21 protein-coding genes are annotated in these 19,058 nt (G+C 64.8%); 10 read left to right on the top strand and 11 right to left on the bottom strand.

What is annotated here, in order from left to right; genetic code table 11:
- Positions 1–35 precede the first annotated feature (35 nt).
- A complete protein-coding gene (locus tag GGD65_RS26530) occupies positions 36–188 on the bottom strand; it encodes a hypothetical protein (RefSeq protein WP_018316943.1) in 153 nt (50 codons plus the stop codon).
- Positions 189–378: 190 nt separating this feature from the next.
- Positions 379–927, bottom strand: coding sequence for a cupin domain-containing protein (locus GGD65_RS26525; protein WP_008561958.1), 549 nt, complete (start codon positions 925–927; stop codon positions 379–381).
- Positions 928–1,075: 148 nt separating this feature from the next.
- On the opposite strand from GGD65_RS26525, the gene GGD65_RS26520 reads away from it, so the two are divergent.
- Entirely contained in the window at positions 1,076–2,404 is a 1,329-nt protein-coding gene (locus GGD65_RS26520; RefSeq protein WP_183237115.1) for an aspartate aminotransferase family protein, read from the top strand.
- A gap of 70 nt (positions 2,405–2,474) precedes the next feature.
- Positions 2,475–3,740: a D-amino acid dehydrogenase gene (locus GGD65_RS26515; RefSeq protein WP_183237114.1), complete on the top strand. Its 1,266-nt coding sequence runs from the start codon at positions 2,475–2,477 to the stop codon at positions 3,738–3,740.
- 263 nt (positions 3,741–4,003) lie between these two features.
- Here the strand turns inward: GGD65_RS26515 and GGD65_RS40335 are convergent, their stop codons facing one another.
- Both GGD65_RS40335 and GGD65_RS26505 read right to left on the bottom strand, forming a co-directional pair.
- Positions 4,004–4,402 carry an SMI1/KNR4 family protein gene (locus GGD65_RS40335; protein WP_409362761.1) on the bottom strand — a complete coding sequence of 133 codons (399 nt, stop codon included), beginning with the start codon at positions 4,400–4,402 and terminating at the stop codon, positions 4,004–4,006.
- 221 nt (positions 4,403–4,623) lie between these two features.
- Entirely contained in the window at positions 4,624–5,268 is a 645-nt protein-coding gene (locus GGD65_RS26505) for a helix-turn-helix domain-containing protein (protein WP_183237113.1), read from the bottom strand.
- Between the two features lie 179 nt (positions 5,269–5,447).
- Between GGD65_RS26505 and GGD65_RS26500 the strand changes: the two genes are divergently transcribed.
- Genes GGD65_RS26500 through GGD65_RS26485 form a run of 4 tightly spaced genes read left to right on the top strand, consistent with a single transcriptional unit; the run spans position 5,448 to position 8,918 of the window.
- Complete coding sequence (locus GGD65_RS26500) at positions 5,448–6,206, top strand: ABC transporter substrate-binding protein (protein WP_092253893.1); 759 nt, start codon at positions 5,448–5,450, stop codon at positions 6,204–6,206.
- A gap of 31 nt (positions 6,207–6,237) precedes the next feature.
- Positions 6,238–6,891 (top strand): amino acid ABC transporter permease, encoded by a 654-nt coding sequence (locus GGD65_RS26495; protein ID WP_183237112.1) that lies wholly within the window; start codon positions 6,238–6,240, stop codon positions 6,889–6,891.
- A complete protein-coding gene (locus GGD65_RS26490) occupies positions 6,888–7,619 on the top strand; it encodes an amino acid ABC transporter ATP-binding protein (RefSeq protein WP_018316950.1) in 732 nt (243 codons plus the stop codon). Before GGD65_RS26495 ends, GGD65_RS26490 begins: the two co-directional genes overlap by 4 nt.
- Positions 7,620–7,631: 12 nt before the next feature.
- Complete coding sequence (locus GGD65_RS26485; RefSeq protein ID WP_183237111.1) at positions 7,632–8,918, top strand: FAD-binding oxidoreductase; 1,287 nt, start codon at positions 7,632–7,634, stop codon at positions 8,916–8,918.
- Positions 8,919–8,974: 56 nt separating this feature from the next.
- Here GGD65_RS26485 and GGD65_RS40330 read toward each other — a convergent pair whose 3' ends face one another.
- Positions 8,975–9,205 carry a hypothetical protein gene (locus tag GGD65_RS40330; protein ID WP_179734483.1) on the bottom strand — a complete coding sequence of 77 codons (231 nt, stop codon included), beginning with the start codon at positions 9,203–9,205 and terminating at the stop codon, positions 8,975–8,977.
- A gap of 157 nt (positions 9,206–9,362) precedes the next feature.
- Positions 9,363–10,952 carry a gamma-glutamyltransferase family protein gene (locus tag GGD65_RS26475; RefSeq protein WP_183237110.1) on the bottom strand — a complete coding sequence of 530 codons (1,590 nt, stop codon included), beginning with the start codon at positions 10,950–10,952 and terminating at the stop codon, positions 9,363–9,365.
- 120 nt (positions 10,953–11,072) lie between these two features.
- On the opposite strand from GGD65_RS26475, the gene GGD65_RS26470 reads away from it, so the two are divergent.
- The gene (locus GGD65_RS26470; RefSeq protein WP_183237109.1) at positions 11,073–11,846 is read left to right on the top strand and encodes an enoyl-CoA hydratase-related protein; all 774 of its coding nucleotides are present in this window, start codon (positions 11,073–11,075) and stop codon (positions 11,844–11,846) included.
- A gap of 145 nt (positions 11,847–11,991) precedes the next feature.
- Here GGD65_RS26470 and GGD65_RS26465 read toward each other — a convergent pair whose 3' ends face one another.
- Positions 11,992–12,168, bottom strand: a complete 177-nt coding sequence (locus GGD65_RS26465) for a hypothetical protein (RefSeq protein ID WP_018316954.1) — start codon at positions 12,166–12,168, stop codon at positions 11,992–11,994.
- 9 nt (positions 12,169–12,177) lie between these two features.
- Positions 12,178–12,411 carry a DUF6894 family protein gene (locus GGD65_RS26460; protein WP_018316955.1) on the bottom strand — a complete coding sequence of 78 codons (234 nt, stop codon included), beginning with the start codon at positions 12,409–12,411 and terminating at the stop codon, positions 12,178–12,180.
- A gap of 262 nt (positions 12,412–12,673) precedes the next feature.
- On the opposite strand from GGD65_RS26460, the gene GGD65_RS26455 reads away from it, so the two are divergent.
- From GGD65_RS26455 to GGD65_RS26445, 3 genes are all read left to right on the top strand, one after another.
- Positions 12,674–14,692: a sorbosone dehydrogenase family protein gene (locus GGD65_RS26455; RefSeq protein ID WP_210317260.1), complete on the top strand. Its 2,019-nt coding sequence runs from the start codon at positions 12,674–12,676 to the stop codon at positions 14,690–14,692.
- Entirely contained in the window at positions 14,649–15,590 is a 942-nt protein-coding gene (locus tag GGD65_RS26450; RefSeq protein WP_183237107.1) for an SMP-30/gluconolactonase/LRE family protein, read from the top strand. The genes GGD65_RS26455 and GGD65_RS26450 overlap by 44 nt, the downstream gene beginning before the upstream one ends.
- A 109-nt stretch (positions 15,591–15,699) precedes the next feature.
- Positions 15,700–16,725, top strand: a complete 1,026-nt coding sequence (locus GGD65_RS26445) for a histone deacetylase family protein (protein ID WP_183237106.1) — start codon at positions 15,700–15,702, stop codon at positions 16,723–16,725.
- A 132-nt stretch (positions 16,726–16,857) separates the two neighbouring features.
- On the opposite strand, the gene GGD65_RS26440 is transcribed toward GGD65_RS26445, so the two are convergent.
- The 3 genes from GGD65_RS26440 to GGD65_RS26430 form a co-directional block, all read right to left on the bottom strand.
- The gene (locus GGD65_RS26440; protein WP_183237105.1) at positions 16,858–17,838 is read right to left on the bottom strand and encodes an LLM class flavin-dependent oxidoreductase; all 981 of its coding nucleotides are present in this window, start codon (positions 17,836–17,838) and stop codon (positions 16,858–16,860) included.
- Entirely contained in the window at positions 17,835–18,566 is a 732-nt protein-coding gene (locus GGD65_RS26435) for a 4'-phosphopantetheinyl transferase superfamily protein (protein WP_018316960.1), read from the bottom strand. The genes GGD65_RS26440 and GGD65_RS26435 overlap by 4 nt, the downstream gene beginning before the upstream one ends.
- A gap of 234 nt (positions 18,567–18,800) precedes the next feature.
- The gene (locus GGD65_RS26430) at positions 18,801–18,971 is read right to left on the bottom strand and encodes a hypothetical protein (RefSeq protein WP_183237104.1); all 171 of its coding nucleotides are present in this window, start codon (positions 18,969–18,971) and stop codon (positions 18,801–18,803) included.
- Between the last annotated feature and the right edge of the window lie 87 nt (positions 18,972–19,058).

Below are 19,058 nucleotides of genomic sequence, written 5' to 3'. Positions count from 1 at the left end.
AGACGGGCGAGGCCCGCTCGCTCTGCGGCGGACGATCAGTTCATCATCCTGCGGAGAGCCTTGATCTGCTCTTTCTGCACTTCGATGTATTTCGCGATGGTCTTGCGCAGCTCGCGCGAGTGCAGCTTATCGGTGTCACGCAGGACCTCGTCGAGCGCGGCTTCCGCATTTGCAAGAGTGGTCTTCATGGCGAGCCCTTGTTACGAAGCGGCCCCGGAGTACCCAGGAGTCCGGGGCCATAACCTCAGCACCTCTAAGCCAGGCTGCTCGGCTACGGTTCGTAATATATAGCGGTCCGGCGCGCGGAAATTGAGATGGCTCAACCACCGTAAGATACCGGTGGCCGCCCGGAACCTTCCGGATGTGACTGTTCGCGATTCAGAACGTCGGCGGCGTGCAGGCCGAGATCACCTCGCACGGTTTGCCGCCGACGCAGCGGAAGCGGTGCGGGCGGCGGCTCTCGAAATAATAGGCATCGCCCGGGTTGAGGATGCGCCGCTCGTCTTCGACGGTGACTTCGAGCTTGCCCGAGATCACGATGCCGCCTTCCTCGCCGTCATGGACGAGGTGGACGCGCCCGGTGTCGCTGCCGGGCTCGTAGCGCTCTTTCAGGATCTGCAGGCTGCGGCCGAACAGATTGTCGCCGATCTGCCGATAGGAGATCGGCTTCTTGCCGACTTCGGTCAGCTCCTCGGCGCGGTAGAAGATCTTGCGCCTGGACTCCGGCTCCAGCGCGAAGAACTCGGCGAGCCCCATCGGGATGCCGTCGAGGATGCGCTTGAGGGCGCCGACCGAGGGGTTCATCTGGTTGGATTCGATCAGCGAAATCGTCGAATTGGTGACCCCGGCGCGCTTGGCCAGTTCGCGCTGCGACAGCTTGTGGCGCGCCCGGATGAATCGCAGCCGTCCACCGATGTCGACGCTCATAGCCAAGTCCTGTGTTGCAGGTGTTGCGGATCGCGCAAATATGGACCGGCGGCCCCAGACAAATCAATGGCTTGCAGGTCACCAGAAAAGGACTTGTTGCGCTTTTGAAGCCGTGGCTCTGCTAGAGGGTCAGCAAAGGAGCGCGGCCGTGACCCTTCATCAGATTCCGAACACTATCAAGACCGACTCGTTCTGGATGCCGTTCACGGCCAATCGGCAGTTCAAGAAGGCGCCGCGCCTGTTCTCCTCGGCCGAGGGCATGCACTACACCACCGTCGACGGCCGCAAGGTGATCGACGGCTCCGCCGGCCTGTGGTGCGTCAATGCCGGCCACGGCCGCAAGCAGATCGCGGCTGCGGTCGAGCGCCAGTTGATGACGCTGGACTTCGCGCCGTCGTTCCAGATGGGCCATCCGCTGGCCTTCGACTTCGCCGAGCGCCTCGCCGAGATCGCGCCGAAGGGCCTCGACCGGATCTTCTTCACCAATTCCGGCTCCGAATCGGTCGATACCGCGCTGAAGATCGCGCTCGCCTATCACCGCGCCAACGGCCAGGCGAGCCGCACCCGCCTGATCGGCCGTGAGCGCGGCTATCACGGCGTCGGCTTCGGCGGCACCTCGGTCGGCGGCATGGTCGCCAACCGCCGCGCCTTCGCCACCCTGCTGCCGGGCGTCGACCACATCCGCCATACCCATGATCTCACCCGCAACGCCTTCGCCAAGGACCAGCCGGAGCATGGCGCCGAGCTCGCCGACGATCTCGAGCGTCTGGTGGCTCTGCACGGCGCCGAGACGATCGCTGCCGTCATCGTCGAGCCGGTCCCCGGTTCGACCGCGGTGCTGCCGCCGCCGAAGGGCTACCTGCAGCGCCTGCGCGAGATCTGCGACAAGCACGGCATCCTCCTGATCTTCGACGAGGTCATCACCGGCTTCGGCCGCCTCGGCACGCCGTTCGCCGCCAACTTCTTCGGCGTCACGCCTGATATGATGACCACCGCCAAGGGCATCACCAACGGCACCATTCCGTGCGGCGCGGTGTTCGCGCATCGCAAGGTGCATGACGCCATGATGATCGGCCCGGAAAACGTCATGGAGCTGTTCCACGGCTACACCTATTCTGCACATCCGACCGCCTGCGCCGCGGGCATCGCGACGCTCGACATCTACAAGGACGAAGGTCTGCTCACGCGCGGTGCCTCGATTGCAGAATATTGGCGCGATGCGCTGCATTCGCTGAAGGGCCTGCCCAACGTCATCGACATCCGCAATTGCGGGCTGATGGGCGCGGTCGAGCTGTCGCCGCGTGAGGGTGCGGTCGGCGCGCGTGGCTACGACGTCATGGTCGACTGCTTCAATCGCGGGCTATACTTCCGCATGAGCGGCGACTCCTTCGCGCTGTCGCCCCCGCTCATCGTCGAGAAGAGCCACATCGACGACATCGTGTCGATCCTTGGTGATGCCATCAAGCGGGTGGCCTGATAATTGCTCTCGCCGTTGCGAGTTGTTTCCTTGCAGCGGCGAGCGTGATGCCGCGGGAGTTTGACCAAGCGTGAAAGTTCTGATCCTCGGCAGCGGTGTCATCGGTGTCACCTCTGCCTACTACCTTGCGCGTGCCGGCCATGAGGTGACGGTCGTCGACCGTCAGCCCGAACCGGCGCTGGAGACCTCTTTCGCCAATGCCGGCGAAGTGTCGCCCGGCTATTCCTCGCCCTGGGCCGGCCCCGGCGTGCCGGTGAAGGCGGTGAAGTGGCTTCTGATGAAGCACGGCCCGCTCGTCGTCCGGCCGAAGCTCGATCCCGTGATGTGGGTCTGGCTGCTCAAGATGCTGCGCAATTGCACCAGCGCGCGTTACGCCGTCAACAAGAGCCGGATGATCCCGATCGCGGAATACAGCCGCGATTCCTTGCGCGATCTGCGCCGCGACATCGGCATCCAGTATGACGAGCGCTCGCAAGGCACGCTGCAGCTGTTCCGTTACCAGGCCCAGCTCGACGGCACCGCCGAAGACATCGCCGTGCTCAAGCAATATGGCGTGCCCTTCGAGGTGCTGAGTCGCGAGGGCTGCATCGCGGTCGAGCCGGCACTCGCCGGCGTGAAGCAGAAGTTCGTCGGCGGACTTCGCTTGCCGCAGGACGAGACCGGCGACTGCCACATGTTCACGCAGGCGCTGGCCAAGCATGCCGAGGCGCTCGGCGTGCGCTTCATGTTCAACACCTCGATCGACCGCATCGTCACCGACGGCGCGCGCGTCAGCGGCGTCGCGACCAGTGCCGGGATGTTGCAGGCGGATGCTTACGTGCTCGCGCTCGGCAGCTGGTCGTCGCGGCTGGTTGCGCCGCTCGGCATCCCCCTGCCGGTCTACCCGGTGAAGGGCTATTCGATCACGGTGCCGATCAAGGAGGCCTCCGGCGCGCCGGAATCGACCGTGATGGACGAGAGCTACAAGGTCGCGATCACGCGGCTCGGCAATCGCATCCGGGTCGGCGGCACTGCCGAAATCTCGGGCTATTCGGACAAGCTCTACGACGCGCGCCGCGCCACGCTCGATCATTCCTTGTCCGATCTGTTTCCGCGCGGCGGCGATCTCGCCAAGGCGACGTTCTGGAGCGGCCTGCGTCCGATGACGCCGGACGGCCCGCCCGTGATCGGCCCGACGCAATTCGCCAACCTCCACCTCAACACCGGCCACGGCACCCTCGGCTGGACCATGTCCTGCGGTTCGGGTCGCGTGCTCGCGGACATGCTGTCGGGCAAGAAGCCGGACATCGACGTGAGTGCGCTGACGGTGGACCGGTATAAGCACCGGTTTGGCTAGGACTTTCTCCGTTCGGCATTGCGAGGAGCTTTTGCGACGAAGCAATCCAGTATCCCTCCGTGGAGACAGTCTGGATTGCTTCGCTACGCTCGCAATGGCGATGTGGAGGTAGCGCGCGTCCAAAATCCATCACCGTCACCCTGAGGTGGCCGCTTCTTCAGCGGCCCTCGAAGGGCGACGGCCCGGGTCCATCGGGGCCGTGCATCCTTCGAGGCTCGCTGCGCTCGCACCTCAGGATGACGGGAAACTAGGTGGTGCCCGGCTCAAGGCCGCTTGCGGCGCGCAGATATGGTCCGGGCGATATGGCCTTCGTCGCCATACATTGCGTCCCACAGATTGACGCCAGAGGCCCACGATCCAATCCAGTCTTCGATACTGGGAGCGTCCTCGAAGAATGCGTCGGTCCAGTCATCGCCATCATGACCGTTGGGATCGAAAACCCGCATCCGGAAATCCGGGTCGAGACAATCGACGCACGAATAGATGGCGCATCCCCAATGGCAGATCGGCAGAAGGCCATCCGGCCAAGCCAGCTCTGGCGCACTCCGAAATACGTCGTAGATCGCAACAGCGGTCTTGCCGGTATCGTCGGGAACGCCTTTGGTCAATCCAATGAGCCCGTATCCGGGGCCAAAACCTCCATTGCCGATATCTGCATACATTCGTTTCAACAGGGGTGGCAGCCGGAAACGAAGATGCTCTTCGTCGGAGGCAATGTCGCCTGCCTTGCGGGGATTAATGCCGCGCGCGGAGGTCGGCCCAGATCGGTTGGGTTTGTCTTCAGCCGTCGCTGGATCGCAGCGATGATGAGGTCATCCATCGACGAGGCCCTTCGTCCTGCAGAATGCCTTCACATCATGCCAGCAGACGGCGTGCCGGCAAACTACCCCGCCCCCGTCACGCAATTCACCCACAGCACCATGGCCTTGGCATCCTGCGCCGGATTGGAAAACCGGTGTGGCCGGCGGCTGGCAAAGCGAAAGCTGTCGCCGGTCTTCAGCGACCAGGTCTCGCTGTCCACCGTCAGCATCATCTCGCCTTCGAGCACGAGGCCGGCCTCTTCGCCGTCATGGGTGTAGAGCTCGTCGCCAGTGGAGCCGCCGGGCTCCAGATGCACCAGGAACAGATTGAGCCGGTTGTCGGCGCTCGCCGGGCTGAGCAATTGCTTGGAGACGCCGGTGCGCCAGAGCTTCAGTTCGGGCCGCTGCAGCCCGCGCGTCACCACCTGATCGGAGGCGCCGTCGGCGCTCGGGCTCGCGCCGAACAATGCAGCGATGCCGACGCCGAGCACGTCGGCGAGCGTCGCCAGCACGCGCAGCGATGGTGACGACAGGCCGCGCTCGATCTGGCTGAGAAAGCCGATCGACAGGTCCGTGCGCGCCGCGACCGTTTCCAGCGAGAATTGCCTGCCGCGCCGGAGATCCCGGATACGGCGGCCGACCGCGACGTCCATCGCGGGCTCGGCGGATTTGGCGACGGCTTTGGTCTTCACCCTCTTCACCGGCTTTATCGCGGCCGGTCTGCGCATTCTTTTGCCACCGCTCACGTCAAACCGCTTCCTTCATGTGCATGAAAACCACTTGCATCATCCGCGAAAGTGTGACCAAATTTTCATATTGGTGAAAATAGGCCGAAACGGCTCGGCTCGCAACGTCTGATCATGACACCCGCGAGCGCCGCCATCGGCCAGACCCAAAGGGGGATGCGATGAAGCGTTTTGGTCTGGCCGCGGTCGCGGCGCTCGCACTGATAGCCGTGGCGCCCGCTTCGGCGCAGCAGGTGCTGAAGGTCGGCTCGACCCCGACGGGTATTCCCTTCACCTTCCTCGACACCAAGACCAACACCATCCAGGGCATCATGGTCGATCTCGTCACCGAGGTGGGCAAGGATGCCGGCTTCAATGTGCAGATCGAGCCGATGCAATTCTCGGCGCTGATCCCGTCGCTGACCTCGAGCAAGATCGACATCATCGCCGCCGCGATGTTCATTACCGCACCGCGCAAGGAAGTCGTCGATTTCTCCGATCCGATCTACACTTACGGCGAAGGCCTGGTGGTGCCGAAGACCGACACCAAGGCCTACGCTACGCAGGACGACCTCAAGGGCGAGACCGTCGGCGCGCAAGTAGGCACCGCCTTCGTCGATGCGCTGAAGAAGTCCGGCCTGTTCGCCGACGTGAAGGCCTACGACACCATTCCGGACATCCTGCGCGACGTGAACACCGGTCGCCTCAAGGCCGGCTACGCCGATTATCCGATCCTCGCCTACAATCTGAAGCAGGGTGGCTTCCCCGAGGTGCGGCTCGTCGATGGTTACAAGCCCGTCACCGTCGGCTCGGTCGGCATCGGCGTGCGCAAGGGCGAGAGCGCGCTGCTCGGCAAGATCAACGCCTCGCTGGCCAAGCTGAAGGCAAACGGCACCATCGACAAGATCCTCGATAAATGGGGCCTGAAGGCCCAGGGCTGATCGATAAATTCGGATCGATGAAGGCTGCCCGATGAAAGGCTTCTGGCGCGACGCCGTCGAGTTCTTCCCGATCCTGATGAACGGCGTCGCGCTGACGATCGTCGTCACCGTGGGCTCGCTGCTGCTCTCGACGGTGCTCGGCCTGATCTGGGCGATGATGCGGGTCTCCGGCATCAAGGTGCTGTCGATGATCAGCGCCAGCCTGATCAATGTGATCCGCGGCATCCCGATCATCGTGCTCTTGTTCTATCTCTACTTCGTGATGCCCGATCTCGGCGTCACGCTGTCAGCCTTGCAGGCTGCGATCCTCGGGCTCGGCATCGCCTATTCGGCCTATCAGGCGGAAAACTTCCGCGCCGGCATCGAGGCGATCGACAAGGGCCAGATCGAGGCGGCGCAGTCGATCGGCATGGGCTGGTGGCTAACCATGCGCCGCGTGGTGCTGCCGCAGGCGGTGCGCATCGTGCTGCCGCCTTACGGCAACGTCATGATCATGATGCTGAAGGACTCTTCGCAGGCCTCCACCATCACGGTCGCCGAGCTCGCGTTGCAGGGCAAGCTGATCGCGTCCTCGACCTTCAAGAACACCAGCGTGTTCACGCTTGTTGCGCTGATGTATCTCACCATGAGCATTCCGCTGATCCTGCTGGTTCGTCACTTCGAGAAGCGGGCCGGCAAGCGATGATCGAGCTGAACGACGTCCACAAGAGCTTTGGCGAGAACGAGGTGCTCAAGGGCATCACGGCCTCCGTGCAGAAGGGCGAGGTGGTCTGCATCGTCGGTCCCTCCGGCTCCGGCAAGTCCACCATCCTGCGCTGCATCAACGGGCTCGAAAGTTACGACCGCGGCGAGATCAGCGTTGAGGGCCTGAAAGTCGATCGCGATGCGCCGTCGATCGTGAACATCCGCACCCAGGTCTCGATGGTGTTCCAGCGCTTCAATTTGTTTCCGCACCGGACGGCGCTGGAGAACGTGATCGAGGGGCCGCTCTTCGTGAAGAAGGAGCCGCGTGCCCGGGCGCTGGAGCGCGGCCGCGCATTGCTTGCCCAGGTCGGGCTTGCCGAGAAGGCCGATGCGCATCCGCCGCAGCTCTCCGGCGGCCAGCAGCAGCGCGTTGCGATCGCGCGGGCGCTCGCCATGCAGCCCAAGGCGATCCTGTTCGACGAACCGACCTCGGCGCTCGATCCCGAACTCGTCGGCGACGTGCTCGGCGTGATGCGCAAGCTCGCCGACGACGGCATGACCATGGTCGTCGTCACTCACGAGATGGGCTTTGCCCGCGACGTCGCCGACCGCGTGCTGTTCATTGACGGCGGCGTCATCGTCGAGCAGGGGCCGGCCAAGGCGCTGCTCAACCAGCCCCAGCATCCGCGCACGCAGGATTTTTTGCGGCGTGTGCTGCATCCGCTTTGATTGGTCTTTGCCATGCCTGCGCGCCTGCCTCTGCCGCCCTCGCTCTATGCCGACACCGCCGTTGCGCCGGCCGCCACGCCGCCGCTCGATACGGACAGGAATGTTTCGGTCGCGATCGTCGGCGGTGGTTACACCGGCCTGTCCACGGCGTTGCATCTGGCGGAGCAGGGTGTCGAGGCGCTGGTGCTGGAGGCGCAGGAGCCGGGTTGGGGCGCGTCCGGCAACAATGGCGGCCACACCAATCCCGGCCTGAAGCACGATCCTGATCAGATCGAGGCGGACTTCGGCGCAGACCTCGGCCGCCGTATGATCGAGTTCTCTTACGGCACCACGAATTTCACGCACGATCTGATCCGCCGCTACCAGATCCCGTGCGAGGCACGTCAGAACGGTACGCTGCGCGCGGCCTATCACGAGGCCAGCGCTGCCGCGATCAAGACGACCGCTCAGCAATGCATCCGCCGCGGCATGCCAGTGACCTATCTGAACCGCGAGCAGCTCCGCGAGATGACCGGCACCGACCGCTACATCGGCGCCATGCTGGATGCGCGCGGCGGCGATCTGCATCCGCTCAGTTACGCCCGTGGTCTCGCGCGTGCGGCGGTCTCGGCCGGCGCGAAGGTGCATGGCGAGACGCCGGCGCTGTCGCTGCGCCGCGATGGCAGCCGCTGGCGCATCGAGACGCCGCGGGCGGTGGTTCATGCCGACAAGGTCCTGCTCGCCACCAACGGTTTTACCGACGATCTCTGGCCGGCGCTCCGCCGCACAATCGTGCCGGTGTTTTCCTCGATCGCGGCCACGGCGCCGCTCTCCGATACGGTGGCCCGCGCGATCATGCCGACGCGGTCCGTGCTCTACGAGAGCGGCCACATCACGGTGTATTACCGCATCGATCAGCACAATCGCCTCTTGATGGGCGGCCGCGGCCCGATGCGCTGGATCAAGTCGCCGTACGACGTCGCCTATCTCATGCGCTATGCCGAGCGGCTATGGCCGCAGTTGAAAGGCGTTGCCTGGACTCACGGTTGGAATAGCCGTCTCGCCATCACCGGGGATCATTACCCCCATGTGCATGAGCCGGCCGAAGGCATCCTGATCTCGCTCGGCTGCAACGGCCGCGGCGTCGCGCTCGCGACCGCGATGGGCGCGCAGCTCGCGCGTCGGCTGATCGGCGGCGCCAAGGCGGAGATCGACATGCCCATCACGGGCATCAAGCCGATCCCGATGCACGCCTTCTGGCCGATGGGTGTGACGACCGCCGTGATCGCCGGCCGCATACGGGACCGGCTCGGCATGTGAAGAAGGCGCCGCCCGGTCCAGGAGCGACGCCTTGCATCATAGATAGATATAGGACGTCAGCAGCGGCCCTGTTTCCACAGGCCGGGCGGGCACCCGTGACCGCGCCAGCCGACCTTGCGTCCGCGCGACCATCCGGGTGGTGAGCCGTGGTAATGATGGCCCATCGAATGACCATGACCATGGCCGTGCCCATGTCCACCACCATGCCCGCCCTTGGCCAGGGCAGGACTGGTGAATGTGAATCCGGCTGCAAGGATCAGCGACGCGGCGAGCGCAAGTTTCTTCATATGTCCTCCACTGGGGCGAGCGCACTTGTCCGTTCAATCAACGAACGGCCGGTAGGTAAGTTCCCTGCGAATGTGGAGGAGTCGTGACGCTCGCGCAGATGCGTAATCGCGCGAGAGCTCAACGCGCGCTGGCACATTCCCGCATTGATCGATGCGCTCAGGCTTCCGCCACCGCGTCGGCCCAGGGCTGGAAGATCTCGACCGCACCAAAATTCGTGTCGCCCTCGCGCATCACCACGCTCGGGCAGGCGAATTTCTGCGGTAAGGTCTGCACGCGGGTCTCTTCATAGTCGAAACGCGAGCCCAGCGTCTTGCGCACGTCCTCCGGCAAGCGAGCGTCCCCGATCACCACCGCGCCCTCGCTGGCGTCGATGCGCGGCTGGTGGATGGCGGCATCGAGGTCCATGCCGAAATCCATTGCGAAGGAGACGAGCTGCATCACCGAGGGCAGGATGCGGCGGCCGCCGGAGGCGCCGACCGCGAGCCGCTTGCCGTCCTTAGTCTCGGCGATGACGGGCGTGTAGTTGCAGAGACAGCGCTTGCCGGGCGCGAGCGAATTGGTGGTGCCCGGCGTCGGATCGAACCACATGATGCCGTTGTTCATGGCGATGCCGGTGTGCGGCGTCACATATCTCGAGCCGAACGAGGAGAGCAGCGTCTGCGTCACCGCGGCGATGTTGCCGTGGCGGTCGACCACGGAGAAATGCGTGGTGCAGGCGGGTGCGAGATATTCGGCGCCGAGCGAGCGTTTGCCGTCGGCATCGCCCATGTCCTTGAGCCGCTCGCGGAAGGCCGCCTGCAGAGCGAGCGCATATTCGACATAGGCAGCCGCGTCCGGCGCGCTTGCCGGCGTCAAGCTCTGCTGCAACAGGCGCAGCGCGTGCGCCATGGTGGGCCCGGCCGTGAGCTCAGGCGTCGCATAGACCTTGCCGCCGCGATACGGGATCGCCAGCGGCTCGCGCAGATGCGCGCGGAAGGCGGCGAGGTCCTCGACCGACAGCGAACCGCCATCGGCCTTGATGTCGGAGGCGATGCTCCTGGCGAGATCGCCCTGGTAGAAATCGCGCGGTCCGGCCTCGGCGAGATGCGACAGCGTCGCTTTCAGCGTGTCCTGCGGCAGTCGCGTCTCGGCCTTGATGCCCCATGGCGCGCTCGGCGGCAGCCCATCCTTCAGGAACGCCGCCGCGCTGGCGGGATAGCGCCTGAGATCGGCGGCCGAACCCGAGATCGTCACCGTGGTCCACCAATCGACCAGCAGGCCCTCGCCGGCGAGCGCGGCTGCCGGCGCGACCAGATCCTTCCACGGCATTTTGGCGTAGCGGCGATGCGCCTCTTCCATCCCGGCGACGACGCCGGGCACGGCGATCGAGCCGGGGCCGTGGATGTTGCGATCGTCCTTCACCCGCGGCCAGGGGAAGAGATCGGAGGCCGCGCCTTCGCCGCTGAGCGGATAGTCGGCAACGCGCAGGCTCTGCGGCGCACACATGCCGTAGTCGATCACCTCGTAATGATTTTCCTTGGCACGGTAGAGCACCATCGCACCGCCGCCGCCGATGCCGCTATTCCAGGGCTCCAGCACGTTCAGCGCCATGGTGGTTGCGACGATCGCGTCCACGCAGTCGCCGCCCGCCGCCAGCACCTGCGCGCCCACTTCGGCCGCCCGCCGCGATTGCGAGGCGACGATGCCGCCCTTGGAGCTGACGGCGGGTTTGCGGACGGTTTGGTTGAGGCTGAACTGATGAGGCATGATGTCGTCTTGATCTCTGTTGTTCTGGCGTTGCTGTGCTGGCGCGGAAGCTCAGCATTGGCGGGGCCTGCGAAGGATGGCACATTGCCGCCAACGAGAAAATCCAAAGGGAGACGCGACATGGCTGGTGTGAAACAGGCGCGGGATGGCGCGGTCGGAATCCTGACGCTGGACGAGCCGGCGAGCCTGAATGCGATGACGCCGGACCTGCTCGGTGCGCTCGCCGCCGCCATCGGCGAGATGTCGCAGGACGAGGGTATTCGAGCCCTGATCCTCACCGGGGCGGGGCGCGGTTTTTGCTCAGGACAGAATTTGAAGGCCTCGGAAGCGCTGGGTGAGGATCTTGCTGCCGGCGTCATGAGGTTCTACTGGCCCGCCTTCAAGGCGCTGCGCGAATGCCGCGTGCCCGTCGTCGTCGCCGTCAATGGCGTCGCGGCCGGCGGCGGCTTCAGCCTGGCGATGGCCGGCGACATGATCGTGGCGGCGCGGTCGGCGAGCTTCATCCAGGTGTTCAGCCGCATCGCGCTGGTGCCGGATCTCGGCTCGACCTGGCTGTTGCCGCGGCTGATCGGCCGCCAGCGCGCCCTCGAGCTGATGCTGCTGAACGAGCCGCTGACGGCCGAACGCGCCCAGGAGATCGGCCTGGTGCGGCAGGTCGTCGAGGATGCAAAGCTGATGGACGAGGCGCTGGGTCTGGCGCGCCGCCTCGCCGAGGGACCGACCCGCGCTTTGGTGGCAACGCGCCTGCTCGTCGAGGAGAGCGAGCATGCGACCTACGAGGCGCAGTTCCGCCGCGAGATCGAACTCCAGGCGGTGATCCGCAAGAGCGCCGACGCCGTCGAGGGGCGCAGCGCCTTCGTGGAGAAGCGCAAGGCGAAGTTTACGGGGGGGTGAGGTGGGGCACGCTTGCCCTGCTCGTCATGCCAGGGCTTGCCTCGGGCATCCGTCTTTGGCCCACGCCCCAAAAACGTAGATGGCCGGGACAAGCCCGGCCATGACGAAGGAGAGACGGAGATTGGAAGCCGCGAGGCCTCAGCGCTCAGAGCGAGCGGTTCAGCCGGCTGGCCTGATACTTGGCGCGCCATTTGGGGCCCGGCCCGCGCATGTAGTGCAGCTCCGGGCGGTAGGGGTCGCCCGCGACCCTGATCAGCGTCTGCCATTTGGCGGCGACGAAGTTCACGGGCTGGCGGAACAGGCTCAGTGAAGCGAGCAACATGACATCACCTCAATGCGGCTTGCCGAGCATGGCGGTGAAGGGAAGATCGAACAGATCCTCGCCGTCGGAGCCGCTGACATGGATCACCCAATCGCGCCAGTCTTCAGCGCCGGGCGTCTGGATCATCGAATTCATGATCTGGGAGGCACGGTCGCGCGCCTCCGTGAGATTGGAGACGGCGGCGCCGTAGCGGTCGATCAGCGTGCCCTCGGTGTTGGAGCAGTGAAAATAGACCTGGACCATATGCGCCTCCTGGCGGGAGTAACTTGGATGGCAAATCGATACCACCCGAAGCCTTCGCGAAACATTCGGGTCGAGCCCGGTAAGGGAATCTACGGATATTGGTCGGCTCAGAGGTCGTTACAGGTTTAATCACAGGCGAGTGATGTTCGGCTGGACGGCGTTCGGACGGCGTGAAACAGCTGTTTCGCGGGAAATCTTGGGGGCCGCCGTGAGCTACTTCACATCCAGGCGTGGACGCCGAAGCCTGCGCGCATGTGCGGGGATGTTGGCGGTCCTGCTTGGGCTCGCCTCGGCGGCGTCATCGGAGCCGCTCCGCCGCAGCGGCTATGCGGTCGGCGCGGAAACCTGCGGCAATGGCGATCTCGCTTTTCCCAGGATCCAGATCGACATGAAGGCCGGATTTTGCGCCGGCCTCGTCGCCAGCGAAGAGGATGGCCTGAAATTCCCGCGCGCGATCGTCCAGGTGCCGGGCCGGGAGCTGCTCGTGGTGGCCGACATGGGCGGCTGGGGCCACACCGACGGACGGCTGCTGCTGCTCGACCCGCGCGCGGCCCAGGGCCAACGGTTCAGGGAGCTTCTGACGGGAATCGAATATCCGTTCGGCCTGGCCATCGGCCCGGACAAAAAGCTCTACGCCTCGACCGCCGAGACCATCTTCCGGTTCGACCCGCTCGCCGACAATCCGCGCGGCACGGTCGAGACCATCATCCGTCATATGCCTGGCCGCCGGATCACGCTGCCCGACGGGACAAGGCTCCAGGAGAGCGCGCATCCGCTCAAGCAGTTTGTCTTCGACAGTAACGGGCGGCTATTCGTCAATGTCGGCTCGCACAGCGACGACTGCATCACGCCGGCGCCGATCACAAAGCCTTGCGCGACGGCCGAGGGCGCTTCCGCGATGGCAGCGATCTGGCTGTTCACGCCGCCCACGGGTGGCGTCTTCCCGGCGCTGAAGCCTGGCGATGCCGATCCGCCGCACACCGTCTATGCGCGGGGCTTGCGCAACTCGATGGCGCTGGCGCTGCATCCGAAGTTTCCCGAGGCCGGCTACGCCTTCCTGCAGGGCGAGAACAGCCGCGACTTGCCCGACATCTTCAAGCCGAACGAGGAGATCAACGCGATCGAGCAGGGCAGGCATTATGGCTGGCCCTATTGCTACGATCTGTCGACGCCGAGCCCGGAATTCAGGAACGTGCTGCAAGGTGGGCTCTACAAATCGCTCTGCACGGCCAACGCGCTCTACAAGCCGCCGCTCTCGCTGATGCCGCCGCACGGCGCGCCGCTCGCGATGCTCTATTATCACGGTGGCAAATTTCCGGAGCTGGAGGGCAAGCTACTGGTCGGCCTCCACGGCTATCGTCCGACCGGCAGCCGTGTCCTCGTCTACGACGTCGACGATCGCGGTTTCCCCAAGCCGTCCCCGGCGCCGGTGCGCTACCACGTCAATTGCGCCGCCGATCCGGCGCGCAGCTTTCAGACAGACGCCGGCGAGGTCGCCGCCGCGCCGTTCGACGAGCTGATCGCAGGCTGGCACCGCGTCAACGGCACGCGGCCGCAAGGTGCGCCGGTCGGCATGACGGTCGCGGAAGACGGCGCGATCTGGCTGGTCGAGGACAAGAACCGGACGGTGATCCGCATCGATCGTGCCGCGGGTGATCCGCCACAGCCGCTGCCGTGCGACATGCGCAGCCAGGCGATGATCAATCAGCTCGCGGCCTTCGTCGCCGGGGATGCGCAGAACAGCGCCCGGCTGACCACGCTGCGCAAAGGCCTCGTCGAGAAGCATTGCGTCGGCTGCCATTCCGATTTCGGTTTGAAGGGCGGCCAATCGGAGGCGGAGAAGGACGCGGCGGTGCTCCGCTTCATGCTGTCGCAGGACGGCTGGATCTATCCCGGCGATCCCGATGCCGGCAAGCTGCGCACGCGACTGCGCGGTCTCGGCGCGGAGAAGCTGATGCCGCCGGGCGGCGAGAGCCTGCCGAAGACCGAGCCTGGCTACAAACGCCTGCTGGACACCGCGGATCTGCTCGTCGCGACAATGGTTCCGGGCACGCGGATGCGGATCAAGCCGGGCCCGCCGCAGCGCAAATTCTTTGGCAAAACCAGCAAGGAATGCGGCGAAATACCGGCTGCGAAGGTCGTTGTCGTGACACAAAGGAGCGCTGTAGACAAACCCGGCTTCAGCCGATTCTTCCGGCCTGCCGATCCCTATTTGAATGGCGAGTGCACCGACGGCGATGGCTATTACATCCGGCAGGAATTTCTGGTGCCTGTGCAGTAGCGTCCTACTCGCCGTTGCGACGGCATCCGCCCAGGCAGAGACCAAGCTGTTCGAGAGCGCGCAGGTGACGCCTCCCGGCGAATATACCTTCGGCATCGAGGGCCCCGCGGCTGACCTCGACGGCAATTTGTTCGTGGTCAATCTCGGCAAGCCCGGCACCATCGGCCGGCTGCCAGCCGGCGCCACCGCGTCGGAGCCGTTCACGGCGCTGCCCGATGGCAGTGTCGGCAACGCCATCCGCTTCGATCGCAGCGGCACCATGTTCATCGCCGATTACAAGAAGCACAACATCTTCGCGATTGCGAAGGGGGCGACCGAGCCGTCTCTCTGGTTTCACTCCGACGAGATGAACCAGCCCAACGACATTACGATTGCACGCGAGGGCACGATCTATGCGAGCGATCCGAACTGGAAGGGCCGCGAAGGCCATATCTGGCGGATCGCGAAAGCCGCCGACGGCACGGTGCAGGGGCAGATCATGTCGGCGCCGCGCGCAATGGGCACCACCAACGGCATCGATCTCAGCCCTGACGGCAAGACGCTTTATGTCGGCGAATCCAGCAGCGGCCAGATCTGGTCCTATGCGATCAATGGCAACGAGCTCACCGGCGCAAAGCTCGTCAAGGCATTTCAGCCCGACACCGTCGACGGACTGCGCACGGACGTCATCGGCCGGCTCTATGTCGCGCGCATTCTCAAGGGCACGATTGCGCTGATGAAGCCGAACGGCGCGGTCGAGCGGGAGATCGCGCTGAAGGCCAAGGAGCCGACCAATCTCGCCTTCGGCGGCAGCGACGGCAAGACCGTCTTCGTCACCCAGCGTCAGGGTGGCTTCATCGAGTCCTTCCGCACCGATCAACCGGGCCGCGAGCACTGTCTGCAGCGCGGACGCTGCTGAGCCGAGGGCGATCTGCTTCCGCCGCAGGGCGAGACGGCATTCTTCTTGCTTGCATCTGGCCGCCGCAGCGATCAAGACGTCTGTGAGCACGCGACCACGGAGTGTTTGAGTGAAAGCCGTCCATACTGAACTGCACCGCAGCCACGATCCGCAATTCTTCCTGGTTCGCGGCGTCGTCAAACGCACCACCGAGCAGCCGGAGCGCGCCGACCGCCTGCTGAAGGGGTTGAAGGACGGCAAGCATCAATTGGTCGAGCCGACCACATTCGGGCAGGGGCCTCGCGCGCGCATTCACAGCCCGGAATATCTGTCGTTCCTGAGCGAAGCCTGGGAGGCCTGGACCGCGCTCGGCGATTCCGGCCCCGAAATGATCGGCAACATCCATCCGGTGCGCCACGCTGCGACCTACCCGACCCACATCGTCGGCAAGCTCGGCTGGCACACCGCCGACACCGCGGCGCCGATCGGTCCGGGCACTTGGGCTGCGGCCTGTGCTGCGACCGACGTTGCGGTCACTGCCGCGCAGATGGTGATGGATGGTGAAGATGCGACCTATGCGCTTTGCCGTCCGCCCGGCCATCACGCCTATCGCGACATGGCCGGCGGCTTCTGCTTCCTCAACAACAGCGCGATCGCGGCGGCGCATCTGCGGCAGAAGCACGAGCGCGTGGTGATCCTCGACGTCGACGTCCATCACGGCAACGGCACGCAAGGCATCTTCGACGCCCGGCCCGACGTCTACACGGTGTCGATCCACGCCGATCCCATCGCCTACTATCCCTATGTGTGGGGCTATGCCCATGAGCGCGGCGAGGGACCCGGCCTCGGCACCAATCTCAACATTCCCCTCGCCATCGGCACCGGTGATGACGGCTACATCCAGGCGATGGACGTCGCGCGCAAGGTGATCGAGTCCTTTGCTCCCGGTGCCCTCGTTATCGCGCTCGGCCTGGACGCCTCCGAGCACGATCCGCTCAAGGGATTGGCCGTCACCACGCCTGGCTTCCGGCGCATCGGCCAGGCCATCGCCAGGATGGGCCTGCCGACCGTGTTCGTGCAGGAGGGCGGTTATCTCTCGGATATTCTGGGCGCGAACCTGACCTCGGTGCTGGCCGGATTTGAAGAGGCGCGGTGAGGTTCGCCGAATAGACCGCCATCCTCCGTCAGTGCGAGCGAAGCGAAGCAATCCAGAATCTTTCCGCGGCACCAGTCTGGATTGCTTCGTCGCAAGGGCTCCTCGCAATGACGATGTGGAGGCACAGGATCCTCAAAACATCCCGCTCGCCGCGAGCGCCATGCAGACGTGCTGCATCTCGGCCTCGTCCGCGACCATGTCGAGCATGACAGTGGTGAGCCCCTTGGCCGCAAAGTCCTTCAGCTTCGCGCCGATCTCCCGGTAGCTGCCGACGAGATAGGGGCAGTCGGCCTGGAAGGTCAGGAACGGCAGCAGCCAGTAGCCATTGTCCTGAAGTTCGCCGGTCTGTCCCTCGTACAGGTGCCGCTTCCACACGGAGTCGCTGTTCTCGACGGTGAGCACGAGCAGCTCGCGATCGTCAGGGTTGTCGCGGAAACGTAGCTTCGCAGCCTGCCGCGCCTCCTCGCGTCCCTCGCGGGCGAAGATGCCGAAATTCATGCCTGATACGCTGAGGCCGCGATCGAGATCGGGCGGCAGCATCTGCATCTTGATGCAGCCGGTCTCCTTCGCCACGCGCTGGGCCGCCTCGGATTGGCCTGCGATCAGGAATTCGGGCATCAGCTCCGCCGGCAGGCGCGGGCGAAGCTGCAGATGGTGCGCACGGTAGAAGCGGCCCTCGAAATTCACCGGCCGCGGGCTTGCCAGCAACTGCCGCATCAGCCCGACGAATTCGCCGAGCCTGATATAGCGGTCGGCATGCGACTGGTCGTCGCCCAGCCCCTGCAAGTCGCTGACCGCGGTCCCCGTGATCATGTTGAGATAGACCTTGCGGCCGTAAAGCTGGGCAAAGGACGAGACGAATTTCGCCGCCGTGAACGGGTGCATGTAGACCGGATTGACGGCGATCAGCGGCGAAGATCGCGTCGTCGCAGCCATGACGTGCTGGGCCATGGCCCAGGGCTCGACGAACACGTCGTTGCCTTCGAACAGCAATATGCCTGCGAATCCGTTGCGGTCGGCGAACTGCGCCACCCGCATCAACTCGCCGACATATTTTCCGGCGTCGCGGTTGCGTGAAATCGCGGGAAAGACGCGCAGCCGCGGCTGCGTCATTCAGCCGCTTCCTGGAGCGGCCAGGCATTGCGGCTGATGGGAAGGCCACCGTCCGCACGGGAGCCGTCGGCGATCGCGAGGCGATGCGAGGGTGAGGGCGAGCACAGCGAGAAGCGCCAGCCGTCGGGATCGTCGGCGATATCGGGCTTGAAGCTGATCTCGATGGCCTCGCGCGAGACCTGCATCGCGAAGGCGTCGAGCGGCAGATTGAGCCCAAAGCCCCTGGCCTTCAGATAGGCTTCCTTGAGCGTCCAATAGTCGAAGAAGCGCTCGGTCGCCGCGGGCTCGGGCAATCCGCGCAGCGTTTCGACCTCCTCCGGCGCAAAGAAGCGAAGCGCGGTGGATAGCGGCGCCACCCGCCGCGACACGGTTTCGACGTCGACGCCGACGGACTCATGTCTCGACACGACGCAGGCGACGCAGCCGTCGGCATGAGACAGGCTGAAATGCAGCGCGCTCGAGGTCGCGGGTGCTGCGACAAACGGCCGCCCATAGCGGCCGGCTGCAAAGGACCAGTCGGACGGCGCGACGTTGGAGGCGATCTGCGACAGCGCCAGGCGCAGCATCGCATGTGCGAAAATATACTGCCGCCGATGCCGCTCGAACATGAAGCGATCGGCCCGGACCCGTTCGTCGACCGAGAGCAGCCGTCGACAGGCCTCGACCGCGCCCGGCGCGTCGATGGACTCGATCAGTCCGACAAAGAGTTCAATTCTGTCGTCCGCCATCAATTGGGCCTTTTGCGTCAGGCCGAAGGCAGATCCCCGGTCCCGACGGAAGAAACAACTGAGCAAGAATCAATCAAGCGGACCGCTTCTAGCGGTCCACCCGGGCGAATTCTTGTCGATTTGCAGGCCGGTTTACAGGCGCAAGCTTGTGCGAGACCCCAACTCGACACGCGAGCGGCCCATCCCCGAAAAGTGAAGCCCTAAAGATTCGTACGGCGTCCCGGTCGACGAATCTTACTTCTTCTTCTTCTTGGCTTTCTTCGAGCCGCCAAGCACCGAAAGGCTGGCGTCGACGTCCTTCAGCGCGGACTGGAGCTTCTTCTTCTCGGCACCGAGCAGCTTCTGGAGGGCCTTGCGGTCCTTGTCGCTCAACGACGTGCCCTTTGTAAATTTGATGAAACCCATAACACTCCCCCGGTGGAAAATAATCGTCCAAATCAAAACGCGGGAATAATCTTGCGCGACGGCGCCAAAAAATCAAGATGCAACTTG

This window comes from Bradyrhizobium sp. CIR18 (assembly GCF_014198295.1).
Taxonomy (GTDB): Bacteria; Pseudomonadota; Alphaproteobacteria; order Rhizobiales; family Xanthobacteraceae; genus Bradyrhizobium.
Note: the sequence above shows the minus strand (reverse complement) of the source record. Positions and strands in the feature narration are given on the sequence as shown.